Origin of the sequence: Micromonospora sp. NPDC049060 (genome assembly GCF_040649055.1) — a bacterium.
GTDB classification, from domain to species: Bacteria; Actinomycetota; Actinomycetes; order Mycobacteriales; family Micromonosporaceae; genus Micromonospora; species Micromonospora reichwaldensis.
The window spans coordinates 14126-31686 of sequence record NZ_JBEZEV010000083.1 but is presented as its reverse complement, the minus strand read 5'-3'; the positions used below and the strand labels follow the sequence as shown (position 1 = coordinate 31686).

The 17561-nt window shown below is 73.6% G+C and carries 15 protein-coding genes; 8 read left to right on the top strand and 7 right to left on the bottom strand.

Annotation, left to right across the window (positions count from 1 at the left end; translation table 11 throughout):
• Window positions 1–100: 100 nt before the first annotated feature.
• Window positions 101–1519 (bottom strand): N-acetylglucosamine/diacetylchitobiose ABC transporter substrate-binding protein, encoded by a 1419-nt coding sequence (gene ngcE / locus AB0B83_RS24390; protein WP_357580111.1) that lies wholly within the window; start codon window positions 1517–1519, stop codon window positions 101–103.
• A 195-nt stretch (window positions 1520–1714) separates the two neighbouring features.
• On the opposite strand from ngcE, the gene AB0B83_RS24385 reads away from it, so the two are divergent.
• Window positions 1715–3175, top strand: coding sequence for an acyltransferase (locus tag AB0B83_RS24385; protein WP_357580110.1), 1461 nt, complete (start codon window positions 1715–1717; stop codon window positions 3173–3175).
• Here AB0B83_RS24385 and AB0B83_RS24380 read toward each other — a convergent pair.
• Entirely contained in the window at window positions 3147–4637 is a 1491-nt protein-coding gene (locus tag AB0B83_RS24380) for a CoA-acylating methylmalonate-semialdehyde dehydrogenase (protein ID WP_357580112.1), read from the bottom strand. The two genes, AB0B83_RS24385 and AB0B83_RS24380, sit on opposite strands and share 29 nt — an antisense overlap.
• A gap of 17 nt (window positions 4638–4654) precedes the next feature.
• Window positions 4655–5962 (bottom strand): aspartate aminotransferase family protein, encoded by a 1308-nt coding sequence (locus tag AB0B83_RS24375; RefSeq protein ID WP_357580109.1) that lies wholly within the window; start codon window positions 5960–5962, stop codon window positions 4655–4657.
• Window positions 5963–6117: 155 nt separating this feature from the next.
• On the opposite strand from AB0B83_RS24375, the gene AB0B83_RS24370 reads away from it, so the two are divergent.
• Window positions 6118–7113 carry a hypothetical protein gene (locus AB0B83_RS24370; protein ID WP_357580108.1) on the top strand — a complete coding sequence of 332 codons (996 nt, stop codon included), beginning with the start codon at window positions 6118–6120 and terminating at the stop codon, window positions 7111–7113.
• Window positions 7114–7175: 62 nt separating this feature from the next.
• Here the strand turns inward: AB0B83_RS24370 and AB0B83_RS24365 are convergent, their stop codons facing one another.
• Window positions 7176–7871, bottom strand: a complete 696-nt coding sequence (locus AB0B83_RS24365; RefSeq protein WP_357580107.1) for a Tat pathway signal sequence domain protein — start codon at window positions 7869–7871, stop codon at window positions 7176–7178.
• Window positions 7872–8249: 378 nt separating this feature from the next.
• On the opposite strand from AB0B83_RS24365, the gene AB0B83_RS24360 reads away from it, so the two are divergent.
• The 3 genes from AB0B83_RS24360 (at window position 8250) to AB0B83_RS24350 (ending at window position 10377) form a co-directional block, all read left to right on the top strand.
• On the top strand, window positions 8250–9017 hold the full coding sequence (locus AB0B83_RS24360; protein ID WP_357580106.1) for a TetR/AcrR family transcriptional regulator: 768 nt from the start codon (window positions 8250–8252) through the stop codon (window positions 9015–9017).
• Between the two features lie 210 nt (window positions 9018–9227).
• The gene (locus AB0B83_RS24355) at window positions 9228–9857 is read left to right on the top strand and encodes a DUF6230 family protein (RefSeq protein WP_357580105.1); all 630 of its coding nucleotides are present in this window, start codon (window positions 9228–9230) and stop codon (window positions 9855–9857) included.
• Between the two features lies 1 nt (window position 9858).
• Window positions 9859–10377, top strand: a complete 519-nt coding sequence (locus AB0B83_RS24350; RefSeq protein ID WP_357580104.1) for a DUF6114 domain-containing protein — start codon at window positions 9859–9861, stop codon at window positions 10375–10377.
• Window position 10378: 1 nt separating this feature from the next.
• Here AB0B83_RS24350 and murD read toward each other — a convergent pair whose 3' ends face one another.
• Window positions 10379–11725: a UDP-N-acetylmuramoyl-L-alanine--D-glutamate ligase gene (murD, locus tag AB0B83_RS24345; RefSeq protein WP_357580103.1), complete on the bottom strand. Its 1347-nt coding sequence runs from the start codon at window positions 11723–11725 to the stop codon at window positions 10379–10381.
• Window positions 11726–11815: 90 nt separating this feature from the next.
• On the opposite strand from murD, the gene AB0B83_RS24340 reads away from it, so the two are divergent.
• Window positions 11816–13165: a hypothetical protein gene (locus AB0B83_RS24340; RefSeq protein ID WP_357580102.1), complete on the top strand. Its 1350-nt coding sequence runs from the start codon at window positions 11816–11818 to the stop codon at window positions 13163–13165.
• A gap of 42 nt (window positions 13166–13207) precedes the next feature.
• Here the strand turns inward: AB0B83_RS24340 and AB0B83_RS24335 are convergent, their stop codons facing one another.
• On the bottom strand, window positions 13208–15142 hold the full coding sequence (locus AB0B83_RS24335) for a PucR family transcriptional regulator (protein WP_357580101.1): 1935 nt from the start codon (window positions 15140–15142) through the stop codon (window positions 13208–13210).
• Between the two features lie 127 nt (window positions 15143–15269).
• On the opposite strand from AB0B83_RS24335, the gene AB0B83_RS24330 reads away from it, so the two are divergent.
• Window positions 15270–15842, top strand: a complete 573-nt coding sequence (locus AB0B83_RS24330) for a hypothetical protein (protein ID WP_357580100.1) — start codon at window positions 15270–15272, stop codon at window positions 15840–15842.
• A gap of 112 nt (window positions 15843–15954) precedes the next feature.
• Here AB0B83_RS24330 and AB0B83_RS24325 read toward each other — a convergent pair whose 3' ends face one another.
• Complete coding sequence (locus AB0B83_RS24325; RefSeq protein WP_357580099.1) at window positions 15955–16377, bottom strand: MarR family transcriptional regulator; 423 nt, start codon at window positions 16375–16377, stop codon at window positions 15955–15957.
• An 85-nt stretch (window positions 16378–16462) separates the two neighbouring features.
• Between AB0B83_RS24325 and AB0B83_RS24320 the strand changes: the two genes are divergently transcribed.
• A complete protein-coding gene (locus tag AB0B83_RS24320; protein WP_357580098.1) occupies window positions 16463–17461 on the top strand; it encodes an NADP-dependent oxidoreductase in 999 nt (332 codons plus the stop codon).
• Window positions 17462–17561 lie beyond the last annotated feature (100 nt).

Here is a 17561-nt window from a genome sequence, read left to right as displayed (position 1 = left end):
TCTCCCTTTTTTTTCTTCCTTGCTCCCATTTGTCGTAACACCAATTCCGGGGGGGGGGGGGGGGGGGGGGGCGCCCCCCCCCCCCCCCCCGGCCGGGGTGTCAGGCGGCCCGCTTGTACTTCTTGATCGAGCTGTCCTGGGCGATCGAGTCCGCGCCCTTCTGGCACTGGTCGAGGAACTCCGCCGGGCCGATCCGCCCGCTGAAGAACTCGCCGCACGCGGCGTCGATGAGGTTGCGCTCCAGCTTGCGGTAGTAGTTGTTGTAGACCCAGTTGAAGCCGTTGCTGCCGGAGGCCTCCAGCGCCTTGACGACCGTGTTCAGCCCGAACGGCAGCTCGACGCCCTCGCTGGCACCGGCCACCACGGTCAGGCTGGAGACCTTCTTGGTGAAGTCCTGCGCGCCCTTCTTGGAGAGCATGACCCGGAAGAACTCCAGGCCGCCGGCGACGTTCTTGGCCTTCGCCGGGACCATGAACGGCTCCCCGGCGGTGCCCCGGACGGCCTCGAACGGCAGCTTGTCGCCGCTGCCCAGGCTCGGGGTCGGCTGGATGGTCATGTTGAACCCGGCCGGCGTGACGTCCTTCTGCTCGCTCTCCAGCCAGGAACCGCAGGAGATGAAGGCCGCCTTGCCCTGGCACCACGCGGTCTGCGACTGCTTGTGGTCGAGGCCGGGCGAGCCCTCGAGGATGAACTTGTCCTTGACGATCTGGTGCCAGGCGTCGGCCGCGGTCTTCATCGCGTCGGACTTCCAGGCGTTGGGCTCCAGGTTGTCGATCGCCGTGGCGACCGAGGGGCCGCCGAACTTGATGGCGGTCGAGATGACCGGCCAGCTCATGTAGCGCGGGTGCGCGCCCGCGTACGTCCAGGGGGCGATGCCCGCGGCCTTGATCTGCTTGCACAGCGCGATGTGCTCGTCCCAGGTCTTGGCGTACTCCCACTTGCGCTCGCTGAAGAGCTTGGTGGAGTGCCAGATGCCGTAGACGGTGTAGGTGTAGTTCATGACCAGGAACTTGCCGTCGTACGAGCCGACCTCGACGGCGCCCGGCAGCAGGGTGTCCTTGACCGTCTTGCCCGGGATGTCGAGGCTCGGGGCGGCCAGCAGCTCGCCCAGGTCGGCGATGGCGTTCTGCGACACCAGGCCGTTGAAGTCGATCTGGTTGGCGCCGGAGTTGTTGACCACGTCCGGCGGGGTGTTGTCGACGAAGCGCGGCTGGAGGGTCTTCGCGATCTCCTGCGTCGCCGAGTGGTTGATCTTCGCCTTCGGGTACTTCTCGGTGTACATGGCCTCGTGGGCCTTCGCGTACTCCTCGCCGAAGCCGCCGTTGAAGATCACCACCTCGAGGGGCGCGTCCTCCTTGACACCGAGCGGGTTCTGCTCGCTCTTGGTGCCCTTGTAGGTGCCGGCGTCGCCCTTGTCGTCGTCACCGCCGCCCGTGGCGCAGCCGGTCAGCAGGCCGGCGGCGGGGGTGGCCAGGAGGCCGGCGGCGGCGGTGCGCCGCAGGATGTCACGCCTGTTCATGGTCTCTCCTCGGATCGGTCCGGGCGGTCGCCGGATGGGGGATGGTGACCGCCGCACGAGGCGCAGGGGGAATTTGTCTTCAGTTCGCAAGATGTTGCTGAAGAATTTCTACGGCAGGAGGGCGCGGACTTCAACCCCCGGGGACCGAACCGTTATCAGCAGCGGCCAGTCCACGCCTGACGTACCCTCGGGGCCATGCGCCGCCTGCGGCAACTCGCCGCGCGCACCCCCGCTGGTCGGCAACGATACGTCGACCTGCTCCGGGCGCTCGCGATCGGCATGGTCGTTCTCGGCCACTGGGCGGTCGCCGCGATCGGCGAGGACGCCGCCGGCCGGCCGACGGGGCGCTCGGCGCTGCCCGACCTGCCGTGGGCGTACCCGCTCACCTGGGTCGCCCAGGTCATGCCGATCTTCTTCCTGGTCGGCGGGTACGCCAACGCCGCCTCGCTGGCCGCCCGCCGGGCCGCCGGCGTCGACGCCACTGCGTGGCTGCTGGACCGGGGCGCCCGGCTGCTGCGCCCGACGACCGCGCTGCTGCTGGTGATCGCCGGCGGCGCCGCGCTCGCGTCGCTCGTCGGTGTCGGGGCGACGCTGGTGCGTACCGTCGCCTGGTTCGCCACGATCCCGCTCTGGTTCCTCGCCGCCTACCTGATCGTGGTGCCGCTGACCCCGGCGATGCTCGCCCTGCACCGGCGCTTCGGCCTGCTCGTGCCGGCGGCGCTGGCCGCGCTGGTCGTCGCCGGCGACGTGGGGCGGGCGCTGGGCCCGGCGGAGCTGGCGCTGCCGAACTACGTCCTCGGCTGGCTGGCCGTGCACCAGCTCGGCATCGCCTGGCGCGACGCCGACGCCGGGCCTCACGACGCCCACCCGGACGCGGCGGCCGGGCATCCGCCGCGCCCCGCGTCCGCGCGCGACCGGCCACGCGAACGCCGGCTGCCGCTGTCGCGGCGCGCGGGCGCGGCGGCGCTGCTGGGCGGCCTGGCCGCGACGGTGCTACTGACCACCGTCGGACCGTACCCGGTGAGCATGCTCAACGTCCCGGGCGAACGGCTGGACAACGCCGCCCCGCCCAGCCTGGCCCTGCTGACACTGACCGTCGCCCAGTTCGGGCTGATCCTGCTGCTGCGCGACCCGGCGGAGCGCTGGCTACGCCGCCCCCGCCCGTGGCAGGCGGTGATCGCGGTGAACGCCGTCGTGCTCACCGTCTTCCTCTGGCACCTCACCGCCGCGATCCTGCTGGTCGGCGCGCTGGACGCGGCCGGGAGGCTGCCGACCCCGCCCGCGGGGTCGGCGGCCTGGCTGGCCTGGCGGGTGCCGTGGGTGCTGATGCTGACCGTGGTGCTGGCCGTCCTGGTCGCCGTCTTCGGCCCCGTCGAGGCCCGCACCGGCCGCGCCGGCCGCGCCGGGCAGGGTCGGCCGGCCGGCGGCGGGGCCGCGTCGGGCCGCGCGCCGGCCGGCGGCGGGTGGCGGGCCACCGTGCGCAGCGCGCTCGCCGCCGCCGGTTTCGCCGCCGTGGTGTACGCCCTGGTGGTCAACGCCCAGACGCCGAGGGCCGCGCCCGAGCCGCTGGGGCTGCCGGCGGCGGCGCTGGTGGCGTACCTGGCCGGGGCCGGCACCCTGCGCCTGCTCAGGTCTGGGTGGGGAAGCCGAGGTTGACCCCGCCGTGCCGGGGGTCCAGCCAGCGGCTGGTGACCACCTTGCCCCGGGTGAAGAAGCGCACCCCGTCCTCGCCGTGCGCGTGCAGGTCGCCGAAGAGCGAGGCCTTCCAGCCGCCGAACGAGTAGTACGCCATCGGCACCGGGATCGGCACGTTGACGCCGACCATGCCGACCTCCACCTCGTGCTGGTAGCGCCGGGCCGCGCCGCCGTCGTTGGTGAAGATCGCCGTGCCGTTGCCGTACGGGTTGGCGTTGACCAGCTCCACCGCCTCGTCGTACGAGCCGACCCGCAGCACGCCCAGCACCGGGCCGAAGATCTCGTCGGTGTAGATCGACATGTCCGGGGTGACGCGGTCGAACAGGGTCGGGCCCAGCCAGAACCCGTTCGGGTCGCCGTCCGGCTCGACGTTCCGGCCGTCCACCACCGGCACCGCGCCGGCGGCCGCCCCCGCCTCGACGTACGCGCGCACCCGGGCGGCGTGCGCGGCGGTGACCAGCGGGCCCATGTCGCAGCCGCGCCGGCCGTCGCCGGTGCGCAGCCGGCCCATCCGCTCGGCGATCCGGGCGACCAGGGCGTCGGCGACGGGCTCCACCGCGACCAGCGCCGAGATCGCCATGCACCGCTCCCCCGCCGAGCCGAACCCCGCGTTGACCGCCGCATCGGCGGCCAGGTCCAGGTCGGCGTCGGGGAGCACCACCATGTGGTTCTTCGCCCCGCCCAACGCCTGCACCCGCTTGCCGGCGGCGGTGCCGCGCTGGTGGACGTGCCGGGCGACCGGGGTGGAGCCGACGAACGACACCGCCTTCACGCCCGGGTGGTCCAGCAGCGCGTCCACGGCCTCGGCGTCGCCGTTGACCACGTTGAGGACCCCGTCGGGCAGGCCGGCCTCGGCGAACCACTCCGCCAGCAGCAGCGCCGCGCCCGGGTCCTTCTCGCTCGGCTTGAGCACCACCGCGTTGCCGCAGGCCACCGCGATCGGCAGGAACCACAGCGGCACCATCGCCGGGAAGTTGAACGGGGAGATCACCGCGACGACGCCGAGCGGCTGCCGCAGGCTGTACGAGTCGACCTCGGTTGAGACGTTCTCACTGAACCCGCCGCGCAGCGCGGAGGGGATGCCGCAGGCGTACTCGATGATCTCCAGGCCGCGCTGCACCTCGCCGGCGGCGTCGGCGAGCACCTTGCCGTGCTCGGCGGTGATCACCTCGGCGAGCCGGTCCCGCCGCGCGTGCACCAGCTCCCGGAAGGCGAACAGCACTGCCGTCCGCCTCGCCAGGGACGCGTCCCGCCAGGACCGGGCCGCGCGCCCGGCGGCCTCCACGGCGACCGCGACGTCCGCCGCCGAGGCCAGCTCCACCCGGGCCGTACGCCGACCGGTCGCCGGGTCGAAGACGTCCCCGTGGCGCCCGGACGAGCCGCTGAACGGCTTGCCGTCGACGAAGTGGCCGATGACGCCCACGCCCTGCTCCGCCGCGCTCACGCCGCCACCTCCGCCGCCACGCAGGAGCGGATCGCGTCGACCAGGATGGCCAGGCCCTCGCGGGCCTCGTCCTCGGTCAGGGTCAGTGGCGGGCCCATCCGCAGCACGTTGCCGTACAGGCCGCCCTTGCCGGTGAGCAGCCCGCCGGCCCGGCACGCCTCGAAGACCCGACCGGTCAGCGCCGGATCCGGCTCGGCGGTGCCCGGCCGGACGAACTCGACGCCGAGCATCAGCCCCTTGCCGCGTACCTCCGCGACGCCGTCGAGACCGCCCACGGCGGCGCGCAGCCCGTCGGCGAGGATCGCCCCGGTGCGGGCCGCGTTGGCCTGGAGGTCGTGGTCGAGCAGGTAGTCGAGCACCGCGTTGCCGGCGGCGGTCGAGACCGGGTTGCCGCCGAAGGTGGAGAAGCTGATGCCCGGCACCGACTCCAGCACGTCCGCGCGGCCGACCACGCCGGCCAGGGCGAAGCCGTTGCCGATGCCCTTGGCGAAGGTGAGCAGGTCCGGGGTCACGCCGTGCGCCTGGTAGCCCCAGAAGTGCTCCCCGGTGCGCCCCCAGCCGGTCTGCACCTCGTCGCAGACGAACAGGATGCCGTGGGAGTCGAGGACCTTCTTCCAGGCCGCGAAGAGCCCGTCCGGCGGATGCACGAAGCCGCCCACGCCCTGGATCGGCTCGGCGATCAGGCAGGCCACGTCGCCGGCGGTCTGGGTGGCGAGCACCTCGTGCAGGTCCTCCACGGCCGCCTCGACCCGTTCGGCCTCGCCCAACCGGGCCAGCAGGCCGCGCAGCCGCTCGCCGGAGTGCAGCCAGGCCACCTGGAGCGGGTTGAGCGCGCTGGCCGACCAGCCCCGGTTGCCGGTCACGCCCATCGCCGCGTACGACCGGCCGTGGTAGCTGTTGCGCACGGCGAGGATCTGGTGCGAGCGGCGGTGGTTGGTGGCGACAAGCAGCGCCGCCTCGTTCGCCTCGGTGCCCGAGTTGGTGAAGAAGACCCGCGCGTCGGGGATGCCGGAGAGCCGCGCGACCTTCTCGGCCAGCTCGACCTGCTGCCGGATCAGGTAGAGGGTGGAGCTGTGCACGATGCCGGTGCGCAACTGCCGCTCGACGGCCTCCCGGATCTCCGGGACGTCGTAGCCGATCATGTTGGTCAGCACGCCGCCGAAGAAGTCGAGGTAGGTGCGGCCCCGGGCGTCGGTGACCCGGCGGCCGGAGCCGGCGACCAGCTCGATCGGCTCGTCGTAGTAGAGCGGCATCCAGGACGGGAGCACGGCCCGGTGCCGGGCCAGCAGGTCGTCGGTGGTCATCGTCGCACCCTCTCAGCGGCGTTCGCGGTAACCGCACGCTGCCACCAGCCGGCGGCGGGGACAAGGGGCGGTGGGTGGCGCGGCACCGGGGCCGCCCCGCGCCGCCGGCCCGGTCGTGCGCCGCCCGGGCACCCGGCCGCCGGTACGATCCGGCGGTGCGGACCGGTGAGGAAGCGCCTCGTGGGGCGTCGGCGCTGCCGACCGGCGCGGCGGGCACGAGCGTCGGGGCGATCGCGGCCGGCGTACGGGCCTGGGTGGGCTCGGGGCCGCTGCGCGACCTCGTCGGGCACTTCGGCGGCACGTGGCCGGACGGGGACGTGGCGGGAGTGCTGGCCGGCCTCGACGACTTCTCCGCCCGGCACTGGGACTTCCGGGGCGGCCGGGAGCGGCCGGACGCCCGGGAACCGGCCGTCGACGCGGCCACCGCGCGGCTGGTGCTCGCCACCGCCGACGCGCTCGGCATGGTGCGTCCAGCGGCGCCGGCCCGCTCGCGGTACGCCCACCTGGTCGTGCTCGGCGGGTTGGCGCACGCCTGCCAGCGCCGGGTCGCGTACGCGGCGCACCTGCTGCGCGGCGGCACCCGGGTCGGCGGCGAGGTGGCGGTGCTGGGCAGCTTCCGCCCGCTGTCGGACGCGGAGTGCCGGGCCCTGGAGGTGGCCGGCGTCCCGCCCTGCGACACCGAGGTGGCGGCGCTGGACGCAGCGGTGCGGCGGGAGTTCGCGGTGGCCGTCCCGGCCGAGGAGGACGGCCACGACGCCGACCACCCGCACCGCTCCTGGTCGTCGCGCACGTACCGGCCCGAGGGTGGCCCGCCGGTGCGCGTACTGGCCGCCCCGTCCGGCGATCCCGCGCGGCGTCGCGCGCACACCGCCGACACCCAGCGGTTCTGGGCCGAGCACGTCCGCCTGCGCGCGGGCGACACGGTGCTGATGGTGACCGCGCCGGTCTACGTGCCGTTCCAGCACTGCGACGCGCTGCGCACCCTCGCCGTGCCGTACGGCTGCGCGATCGAGACCGTCGGCGTCGACCCGGCCCTGCCCGACCTGGCCGGGCTGCCCGAACCGGCGCTCACCCCCGGTCGCTACCTCCAGGAGATCCGCTCGGCCATCCGGTCCGTGCGGGCCCTGCACACGGCGCTGGGCGACGGCTGACCGGCGCACGGCCGGGGGCCGACGCACGACGGATCGCCGCGCGCCGGCCCCGTGGACCGCGATCAGTTGACGTAGACGGGGGCGTTGCCCTTGCTGGCGTCCTGCACGGGCGAGTACGTCGCGGAGAAGTACGCCGTGCCGAAGCAGAGGCTGGGGCCGGAGAACTTGGTAAGCGTCTGGTTGGTGAAGGTGATCGAGTTGTTGGCGTTGGTCGCCGTGCCGGTCAGGCTGTTGGTGCTGGTCCGGTAGACGCAGGTGATCGCGCCGAGCAGCGAGTTCAGCACGACGGTGCTCTGGATCGGCGCCGTCGCCGTGCCGCTGATCTTGACCACGCCGGCGCTGGTGACCGAGGTCGCGTACGGCAGGTTCTGCACGGTCACGCTCTGCACCCCGGTGGTGCCGATGACGTTTGTGGTGCAGTTGGTGAAGGACTGGGCGGTCAGGCTCTCGGTGGCGGTGCCCGGGGCCGCCGGGTTGCTCAGCACCTTGGCGCTGAAGGTGGACGCGGCGCACTTCACGCCGGTGGTGCCCGAGGCGGAGGAGTAGAAGGTGGCGTTGGTGCCGGTCCTGAGGCTGGCCCGGATCACGTCGTTGACGGCGACGGCGGTGCCGCCCGGCGCCGGGTAGGTCAGCACGTTGTTGGCGAACGGTGCCGGGGTGGCGGAGCGCGGAGCGGCGGCGGAGCCCGGGGCGGCGGCGAGGCCGGTCAGCAGCGCGAGGGCGGTGAGACCCACGCCGATTCGTCCGTACCTGAGCATGGTTCTTCCTTTCGGGGACGGGGGGAGGTCGACTCGCGCGGGCGGGGGGTGCCCGCGTGGCGACCGGGGCCGTCGCGTCATGGACGGCGGTGGGGGGTGCCGGGCGGCCGTCGGGGCCGGACGGCGGTGGCGGTGGTGGTGCGCGACGTCAGCGGGCAGGCCGGCGTGGCGCGCCGCGGCGCAGCGGCGTCACCTGCGTCTTTCCGGCCTTGGGAGGGCGCTCCTGTTCCGCGATAATGGCAGCCATCGAGCCCTCCTTCGATGAGCCGACGGGTGACCATCCGGAAGATCACCCATGGTGACGGGATCCCAACTGAGCGTGCAGAAAGTTATAAACCCCGGAGGGTCGTAAAGTCAATGAATGGAGAGGCAGGCACGTTGACCACGCAGCGCCGCCCGCACCCGGCGCCCCTGCCGGGTGCGCGCCCCGGTCGCGACCCCGATCGCGCGATCAAGCGTGGTCCGCGCCGGCTCTCCGCCGAGGCGGTGGCCGCCACCCAGCGCGACCGCCTCTTCGACGGGCTCGTGCGGGAGGTGGCGACGAAGGGCTACGACAACGCCCGGGTCACGGACATCTGCCACGCCGCCGGGGTGACCCGACCGGCCTTCTACGCCCTCTTCAGCGGCAAGGAGGACGCCTTCCTCGCCGCGTACCGGCACGGCGTCGCCGTGCTGTCGCAGCTCATGGAGAGCGCCTACCGGGAGGCCGGGCCGACGTGGTCGGACGCTGCCCGCGCCGCCCTGCGCACCCTGCTGGAGGTGCTGGCGAGCGTGCCCGCCTTCGCCCGGATGGCGCTCGTCGAGGTGGACGCGGCCGGCCCGGACGCCCGCCGGGAGCGCGACGCCCTGCTCGGCAGCTTCCGCCGGTTCTTCGCCGACGCCGGCCCCGGCCCGACGGTGGACGTGGACCGGGACGCGCTGGTCTCCACCGTGGTCGGCGGGATCCACGCCACCGTGCGCAGCCGGGTGGCCCAGGGCCGGGCGACGGAGCTGCCCCAGCTGCTGCCGGTGCTCACCTACGCGGCCACCGCGCCCTTCCTCGGCACCGACGACGCGGCCCGGGCGACGCGGCTGGCACGCCCGGCCGACGGCCCGGGCACGACCGCGCCGTGCGCGCCGGCCGGCGAGGCGGCCGCCCTCTCCTGACGGCGACCCGGCCTCCCGGCCGGGCAGCCGACACCGCGCGGTCGGAAACCGCAGCGGTTTTTCACTTTGGCCGCATTTGGCAGATACCGCCTCAACCAGCCCCCACCGGCCGTTGACCCGGCATTTACTCGGCGGTAACTTCAGCCTGCGCAGAGCTTGAGCCGATTTCCCATTGTCGCCGATCAATCGATCTTCGAAAGGGAGCCCGCCATGTCGGAGCAGATCGCACCGATCGAACCCGATCCGCCGCGCAGCGGCGTGCGCTGGCGCCGGTTCGCCGTCACGCTGGGCACCGTCGTGGCGGGTGCCGCCGGCATGGTCGTGCTGACCGCCCAGGGCGTACTGGGCGCGCAGTTCGCCATCTCCGGCATGCCGTTCACCGTCACCGCCGACAAGCTCACCGGCACGGGGTTCGAGCAGTTCGCCACCATCGACCAGATGATTCCGGACAGCCCCAACCAGGGCGACACCGGCGGGCAGGTCCTGGTGATGGTGTCGGCGATCGACAAGGCCGAGCTGACGAACCTCTGCCAGAGCATCAACCTGGGCGGCGTCTACCTGAAGATCACCGCCGGCGGCGCCGGCACGCCGGTCACCGCCCGCACCCTGGTCGTAGACGGCGACGAGGTCGCCGGCAACGCCTCGTTCAAGAACATCAACGTCGGGCAGGACGCCAGCACCCTCGACCAGGTGCCCGGGGTCAAAGGCAACCCCGGCGTCTTCGCCCAGCAGTCGGACACGGTGATCATCACCAACCTGCGGCAGAACAACTACGCCACCACGGCCGCCGTCTTCAACCTGCCCGACCTGCGCATGGCGTTCACCTCCGACGGATGCTGACATGACCACCGCGGGACACCACCCGGTGCCAGCCGCCCGCCGACCCGGCGGGCGCTGGCGCCGCTGGCGGCGGGGCCGCCCGTTCACCGCCGGGGTGCTGATCGCGCTCGGCGGCACGGAGATGCTCGTGACCCTGCGCGCGCCGCTCGGGGTGCTGCTGCACGTCGGGCCGCAGGGGCTGGCCGCGTACCTGGTGCCGGCCGTCCTGGTGCTCTGCGGGGTGCTGCTGGTCGCCACCCCGCAGCAGCGGGTCTTCTACGCCGTGCTCTCCCTGCTGCTCGGGCTGGTCTCCTGGCTGACCTCGAACCTGGGCGGCTTCCTCGTCGGGATGCTGCTGGCCCTCGTCGGCGGGGCACTCGCCTTCGCCTGGACGCCCGACAAGCGGCGCCAACCGGCCGGCACCACCGGGGCACCCGAAGCATCGGCCCCGCAGACCGGGGACCCGGACGACGACCCGGACGACGACGAGCTGCTGCCGGGCCTGGGCACGACGCACCCGACGCCCGCCGACCGGGGCTGAGTCAGCCGGCGGTGTCGCGTACCGCCTGGGCGAAGACCTCGGAGCGGTGCTCGAAGTTGCGGAACCGCCCGTAGCTCGGCGCCGCCGGGGAGAGCAGGACCACCCCGTCGGCCGGGGTCACCTCGCGGGCCAGCCGGACAGCGTCGACCAGGTCGTCGACCACCTCGGTACGCACCTTCGGCAGGCCGGCGAGCGCCTCGACGATCCGGGGGCCGCTGTCGGGGATGCCAAGCACGGTCAGCTCGCGCTCCGCGAGGTGCTCGCGCAGCGGCGCGTAGTCCAGGCCCCGGTCGGTGCCACCGACGATCACCGTCAACGGCCGCCCCTCGTACGCGTCGATGGCGTGCATGGCCGCGTACGGGCTGGTGGCGAGGGTGTCGTCGACGAAGGTGAGGCCGGACGGGTCGGTGATCTCGGTGAGCCGGTGGGCCAGCCCCTGGAACTCGGCGACCGCCACGGCCAGCGTGTCCCGGCGATCCACCACGTCGACGCCGAGCGCGTCGAGCACCGCGAGGGCGACGCAGAGGTTGCCCTCGTTGTGCCGGCCGACCAGCGGCAGCACCGCACGCGGGAAGAGCGGCCGGTCGCCGAGGTGGAACCAGGGCGTGCCGTCGGCACCGCCGGCCACGTGGGTGGTGTCCGGCAGGCCGGCGCGCACCGCCGCGCGGTCGCCCAGTTCGAGGGCGAGCCTCGGGTCGGTGCCGTTGACCACCACGGTCCGTGGCCCGTGCGCCAGCAGGTTGAGCTTGTCCCGGTAGTACTCGGCCTCGCCGCCGTGCGCGTCGAGGTGCTCGGGGAAGAGGGAGGTGACGACCGCCACCCGGGGCGAGTCGGTCAGGTCGCTGCACTGGTAGCTGGACAGCTCCAGCACGTACAGCTCCGCCTCCGGCAGGTCCAGCGTCGGCACGCCGATGTTGCCGCCGAACACGTTCGGCCGGTCCACGGCGGCGAGCAGATGGCTGATCAGGCTGGAGGTGGTGCTCTTGCCCTTGCTGCCGGTGACGCCGACGGTGCGGGCGGCGTGGTCGGCCATCCACAGGGCGGTGCCCTGGGTGACGGTCGCCCCGCGCCGGCGCAGCTCCACCAGCCACGGGTGGGTCTGCGGCACACCGGGCGAGCGGACCACCACGTCGGCAGCGGCCAGCCGGGCGAAGCCCTCCTCGCCGGTGACCAGCGGCGCCGCCTCGGCCAGCGGCCCCTCCCAGGGCAGGCTGAGGAAGTTGGCGCTGTCGTCGACGGCGACCAGGTCGGCCGGGCCGTGCGCGGCGATCGCGGTCACCGCGGCCCGGCCCTCCCGGCCGGCCCCCCAGACGGCGACGGTACGTCCGCGCAGGTCAGACAGGCGCACGGGCTCTCCTCAGGGGGTGTTGTCGGGCGTGGCAGGGGCGGGTCCGGCGCAGCCGGGCACGGCCGGACGAACCAGGGCCTAGTATGGCGTGTGCCCAACGAGCAGCTCCGGCGGATGGACGCCTTCACCTTCCCGTCCTACTCGATCGACCTCTCCACCGGGGAGGTGTTGTTCGACTACGCCCTCACCGGCCCCGACGGCGAGCAGCGGTTCACCGAGGTGGTCACCCTTCCCCTGCCGGACGCGCCGCCCTCGGACGAGACCGTGGCGACCCTGGGCCGGGTGCTGGAGCTGCTGCACGTGGTCGCCGGCGTCAGCTACTACAAGGCCGCCGCGCCGCCGCGCCTGGTGCTGCCGGCGCCGCTGGGCACGGCCGCCGCCGAGCTGGTCACCGCCGTCTACACCAAGGGCCTCGCGGAGTACGCGTACCGCAACCAGCTGCCGCACGTGCTCGAGCTGCGCCCGGAGGTGCCGCCCGGCACGGTCTCCCCGCCCCGGGAGTACGACGACTCCGACCGGCGTCCGCTCTCGGCTGTCGGCGGCGGCAAGGACTCCATCGTCAGCCTGGAGGCCCTGCGCCGGGCGGGCCTCGACCCGGTGCCCTTCTCGGTCAACCCGAACCACGTGATCGTCGCGGTGAACGAGGCGTCCGGGCTCGCCCCGCTGGCCGCCCGGCGGCGCATCGACCCGGTGCTGTTCGAGCTCAACGCCGCCGGGGCGCGCAACGGCCACATCCCGGTCACCGCGATCAACTCGCTGATCGCCGTCGCCACTGCGGTGCTGCACGGCCTGGGCCCGGTGGTGATGTCCAACGAGCGCTCGGCGTCGGACCCGAACCTGGTCTGGAACGGCCACGAGATCAACCACCAGTGGTCCAAGGGCGTGGAGGCGGAGGGGCTGCTCCGGGCCGCGCTGGCCGCGCACGCCGGGCTGACCGAGCCGTACTTCTCGCTGCTGCGCTCGCTGTCAGAGCTGCACATCGCCCGGTCGTTCGCCGAGATCGACCGCTACGACGACGTGGTGACGAGCTGCAACGCCGCGTTCAAGCTGCGCGACGCCAGCGAGCGCTGGTGCCGCGACTGCCCGAAGTGCCGGTTCGTCTTCCTGGCCATGGCGCCGTTCATGCCCCGCGAGCGGGTCACGCACATCTTCGGCGGCGACCTGCTCGCCGACCCCTCGCAGATCCCCGGCTACCGGGAGCTGCTGGGCGTGGACGGGCACAAGCCGTTCGAGTGCGTCGGCGAGGTGGAGGAGTCCGTGGTGGCCCTGAGCCTGCTGGCCGAGCAGGACCAGTGGCGCGACGCCCCGGTGGTCCGCGCCCTGGTCGACGCGGTCCCGGCCACAGCCTGGTCGACGGCGGCCACCTCGGACGTCTTCACCCCGGGCGGCCCGAACCACATCCCCCCGCCCTACGCAAAGGCCCTCGCTGCGCTGACCTGACGCTCAACCCCTCTCCCACCCGGGGTCAACGGGGGTGTTGGGTCAGCGGGGCGATGCGGGGTGGGTGCGGATGGCGTCGAGGGCCAGCAGGGCCACGTGCAGGGAGAGGCAGGCCTCGACCGAGTCGAGGTCCACGTCCAGGACGCGGCGGATCCGGGCCAGCCGCTCGTAGAAGGCCGGTCGGGACAGGTGCGCCGCCCCGGCCGCCGCCGACTTGTTGCGGCCCTGCTCCAGGTACGCCCGCAGGGTGCCCAGCAACTGCTCCCGCGGGTGCTGCGCGTCGTGGGTCAGCAGTGCGCCGAGTTCCCGCTCGACGAACGTCTGCAACCGGGGCTCGTCGCGCAGCAAGTGCAGCAGCCCCGCCAGCCCGACGTGCGGCAGCCGGAAGACCGGCAGGTCCCGCCGGTCCCGCCGGGCGGCGTCGGCGATCTGCCGGGCCTCGACCAGCGACCGGCGCGCCTCCCGCAGGCTGGGCACGCCGGAACCGGCCGCGACGAGCAGTCCGCCGCCCGCCGGCCGGGCCACGCCGTTCGTACGCCCGTTGGACCGGGCCGGTCCGTCACCGCGGACGGTGCCGCCCGGGCGGGCCTGGCCGTCGGGACGAGCGGAGCCGCCCAAGCGAGGATGACCGTCCGGGCGAACGAGCCCGTCCGGGCGGGCATGGCCGTCCGAGCGGGCGGGGGCGTCCGGGCGGGTGCGGTGCAGCGCGGCGGCGAACGCGGCCAGCGACCGCTCCTCGGCCGCCGGCTCCGGCAGGGCGAGCAGCACGCCGACGGCGTGGTCGTCGACGGCGCTGGACAGCCCGGTCAGCTTCGCCTCGTGCAACGCCTGCCCGACCGCCTCGGCGAGATCCCGCAGCCGAGCAGGGCCGGCCTCCGGACCGCCCGGGTGCCCCTGGTCCGGAACCGGGCCGCCCTCCCCCGCCGGGTCGTCGGCCCGGTGCCGGACCACCACCCCGACCAGGTGCCGGCGCTCCAGCAGCACGCCGAGCGCCCGGGCCCGCAGGGCGACCTCGTCCACCGGCAGCGAGTGGTCGAGCAGGGCGGTGAGCAGCGTACGGTGGATCTGCCGCTCCAGGCCCTCGGCGTCGCGCCGGATCAGCCGGCCCAGGGCCAGCGTCGAGGCGGCCCGCTCGACAAGAATGGTCAGCCGGGTGGGCGGGACCACGGGCGGCGCGGCGACGCCGACGGGCGCACCGCCCTCCTCGGCGGGGTCGAACACGCGCCGGCCCGCCGCCAGGTCGCCCCCGCCGGGCCAGCGCAGCAGCAGCCGCCCCCAGTCCTGCCCCCGGGCGCCCACCGTGGTCACCAGCCACCCGTTGTCGCCGTCGTACGCGGTCCGCCCCGCCGGCCGGATCCGCCGCGAGTGCTGCTCCCAGCAGTCCAGCAGCAGCTCGGCGCTCTCCCCCGCCGGGTCGTACGCGAGCACCTGCCGGGAGAGGTTCTCCAGCACCACCGGGCAGCCGGAGAGGTCGGCGGCCTGCCGTACCACCTCGCCGGGGCCGGCGCCCTCCACCGACAGCTCCGTGAAGCGCTGGTGGATCTCCTCCGTCGCCCGCAGCTCGGTCAGCTGTGCGTCCACGATCAGCGCGTGCACGGCCTCGGTGATCCGGACGAACGGGGTGGCCCGCCGCAGCTCGACCAGGGGCAGGCCGCGCCGCTCGGCGGCGGCGGCCATCACCCGGGGCACCGCGCTGACGTACCGGCGGCCCAGCTCGACGACCAGGCCGGAGACGCCCACGTCGGCCAGGTCGCCGATGAAGGCGCGCAGCCCGGCGTCGTCGGCGGGCAGCCCGATCCCGGTGGTGAGCACCAGCTCGCCACCGCCGAGCAGCGGGGCGATGTCGGGCACCTCGGTCACGTGCACCCAGCGCACCGGGCGGTCGAGACCGCCGTCCCCGGCGACCAGGCGCGGAGCGCCGTGGCGGACCGGGTCCAGCGCGAGGACCTCACGGACGGTAGGGAACACGGGCGACACGCTACCGTCCGTGACATAGATTCCGCACGGGCGGCCACCCGGTCCCGGCCGCGCCCGCCCTGTCCGACTCGAACGACGACCCGCTCCGCGTCCTGAGGCAGATCAGTAACGAGATACGGTCGGGATCATGACCCTCATCTTCCCCGACCTCGGCCTGCACCTGGGCGTCCTGGACGCCCTGCTGGACGACGCGATCGCCGCCGACGACCTCAAGGCGCTCATCGAGTCGACCGGCCCCGATGGCCCGGAGGACGGCTACCCAGGTCCAGGCCCGCGCCTACAGGCGTCACTGAAGCTGTTACATGCCGTCACGGTGCCGCCGGCCGAGGCCGCAGCGATCACCGACTTGCAGTTCGACGGCGGCAGCGACATCTACATGCTGATCGAACAGACCCTGGACATCGACACCGGCGGCGAGTCCGACGACTACAACGTGACGTCGCTGGAGGGCATTCACGCGCTGTCCGGTCTGCGATCCCTGGACCTGGACGGCCACGGCTACCGCCCAGGGCCGTTGGACCTGACCCCGCTGACCGGCCACCCGGCCCTGTCGGAACTGGTGCTGACCGGGAAGTGCACGGGAGCGGCGGCGCTGGAGTCGCTGCCCGCGCTACAGACCCTGGACGTTTCGCTGGCGCACCTCGACGACCCCGACGTCCTGACCCGCCTGGAGGCCCGGGGAACGACGATCAAGCGTTGACCGCGCCGTAGCAGAGGCCGTTGCCCCACAGAGGCCGGGAGTCCTGGGCTTGACATGGCTCGCCTGCGTGAAGCCGTTGAATCCGCTCGATCGGGTCAGGGCGCAGGCACCGTCAGCCCAGTGCCTTGCGCAGCAGCGCCGTCAACTGGTCCTGCTCGTCGGGCGAGAGTCGTCCGACCGCCGTACGGGCGAAGGTGAAGGCCGTGGCGAACCGGCGGTTGGTCTCGTCGCCCCGGGGGGTTCTCGCGACGAGCCGTGCGCGGCGGTCCCGGGGGTTCGGTTCGCGGGTCACGAGGCCGAGCGCTTCGAGACGCACGACGATCTGGGTGATGTTGGAGGCATCGCAGCCGAGCTCCTCGGCCAGGGCGCCCATGCCCCGTCGCTCATCGAGTCGCCCGAGCACACATGCCTGCGCCGGGCTGAGCGACAGCTCGGCTGCCGCCGCCTCGTAGGCGCGGTCGTACACGTCGACCAGGTCGAACAGGGCTGCCTCGGCCTCGGACGAGGGAGTCACGGGTCCGTTCGGCAGCGCCATGTCCCCAGCCTAGACGAGTTAGTTGATTGGCTCAAATAGCTGTGGTCCAATGATCCTTGACGCACTCAAGCAACGAGGGGGGACGATGGGGAGCAGAGCCGAGCGCACAGCGGGCGACGCGATCGTGGCGCCGCAGATGACCGCGGTCGTCCTTGACCGGTTCGGCGGAGTCGACGAACTCTCGTCGCGCCGGATACCGCTCCCGCAGGTCGGCGACGACGACGTCCTCATCCGGGTGGAGTACGCAGGCGTCGGCTCCTGGGACGCGGGCGAGCGGGAAGGGGGATACGAGGGTGCCTTCGGCGTCGCCTCGACCTTCCCCTACGTCCTCGGCTGGGACGCGGCCGGCACGGTGGCCGCGGTCGGGCGCAACGTCACCCGGTTCGGCGTGGGCGAGCGGGTCTACGCCGCGACGATGCCGGTGCCGCGTGGCGGCTCCTACGCCGAGTACGCCGTCGTCGAGGCGGAGTTCGTGGCTCGCGTGCCCGACCGGCTGCCGACCGGACAGGCCGGCGCGATGGCCTGGGACGCCCTGACCGCACTGAGCGGTCTCGACCTGCTCGGCCTGCGGCCGGACGAGACGCTCATGGTCTTCGGGGCCAGCGGGGGTATCGGCCACATGGCCGTGCAGCTGGCGCGGCACAGCGGCATCCGGGTGTTGGCCGTGGCCTCTGGTGACGACGGGGTCGCCCTGACCCGGCGGCTGGGCGCCGACGACGCCGTCGACGGTCGTCGAGACGACGTGTCGGCTGCGGCGTTCGAGTTCGCACCGGGCGGGCTCGATGCGGCTCTGGTCACCGTGGGAGGCGAGATCGCCGAACGATCTCTGCGCGCGATCAGGAAGTCGGGACGGATCGCCTGGCCGAACGGTGTCCTGCCCACGCCGGTGACGTCGCCGGGCGCGACGGTGTCCCACTACGACGGGGACCGGAGCCGCACCGCCACCGATCGGCTGAACGCGATCATCGAGGCGAGTTCCTTCGAGGTCCACGTCGCCCGGACCTTCCCGTTGGCCCGAGCCGGGGATGCGCACCGCGCCCTGAACGATCACTATGTCGGGAAGCTGGCCCTCAAGGTCGGATAGAACGCGACAGACGGCCCGAGGCTCCCTGAGCGACACGGCCCGGAAGCCCCTCGACGTGAGGGACTTCCGAGCCGCGTGACGATCATGTCCAGAGGCGTCG

Excerpts from the sequence above, each read along its gene's own strand:
- AB0B83_RS24325 (WP_357580099.1), bottom strand. The coding sequence starts at position 16,377 with ATGGCGCTGCCGAACGGACCCGTGACTCCCTCGTCCGAGGCCGAGGCA.
- AB0B83_RS24375 (WP_357580109.1), bottom strand. The coding sequence starts at position 5,962 with ATGACCACCGACGACCTGCTGGCCCGGCACCGGGCCGTGCTCCCGTCC.
- AB0B83_RS24330 (WP_357580100.1), top strand. The coding sequence starts at position 15,270 with ATGACCCTCATCTTCCCCGACCTCGGCCTGCACCTGGGCGTCCTGGAC.
- AB0B83_RS24365 (WP_357580107.1), bottom strand. The coding sequence starts at position 7,871 with ATGCTCAGGTACGGACGAATCGGCGTGGGTCTCACCGCCCTCGCGCTG.
- AB0B83_RS24350 (WP_357580104.1), top strand. The coding sequence starts at position 9,859 with ATGACCACCGCGGGACACCACCCGGTGCCAGCCGCCCGCCGACCCGGC.
- AB0B83_RS24385 (WP_357580110.1), top strand. The coding sequence starts at position 1,715 with ATGCGCCGCCTGCGGCAACTCGCCGCGCGCACCCCCGCTGGTCGGCAA.
- AB0B83_RS24355 (WP_357580105.1), top strand. The coding sequence starts at position 9,228 with ATGTCGGAGCAGATCGCACCGATCGAACCCGATCCGCCGCGCAGCGGC.
- ngcE (WP_357580111.1), bottom strand. The coding sequence starts at position 1,519 with ATGAACAGGCGTGACATCCTGCGGCGCACCGCCGCCGCCGGCCTCCTG.
- AB0B83_RS24320 (WP_357580098.1), top strand. The coding sequence starts at position 16,463 with ATGGGGAGCAGAGCCGAGCGCACAGCGGGCGACGCGATCGTGGCGCCG.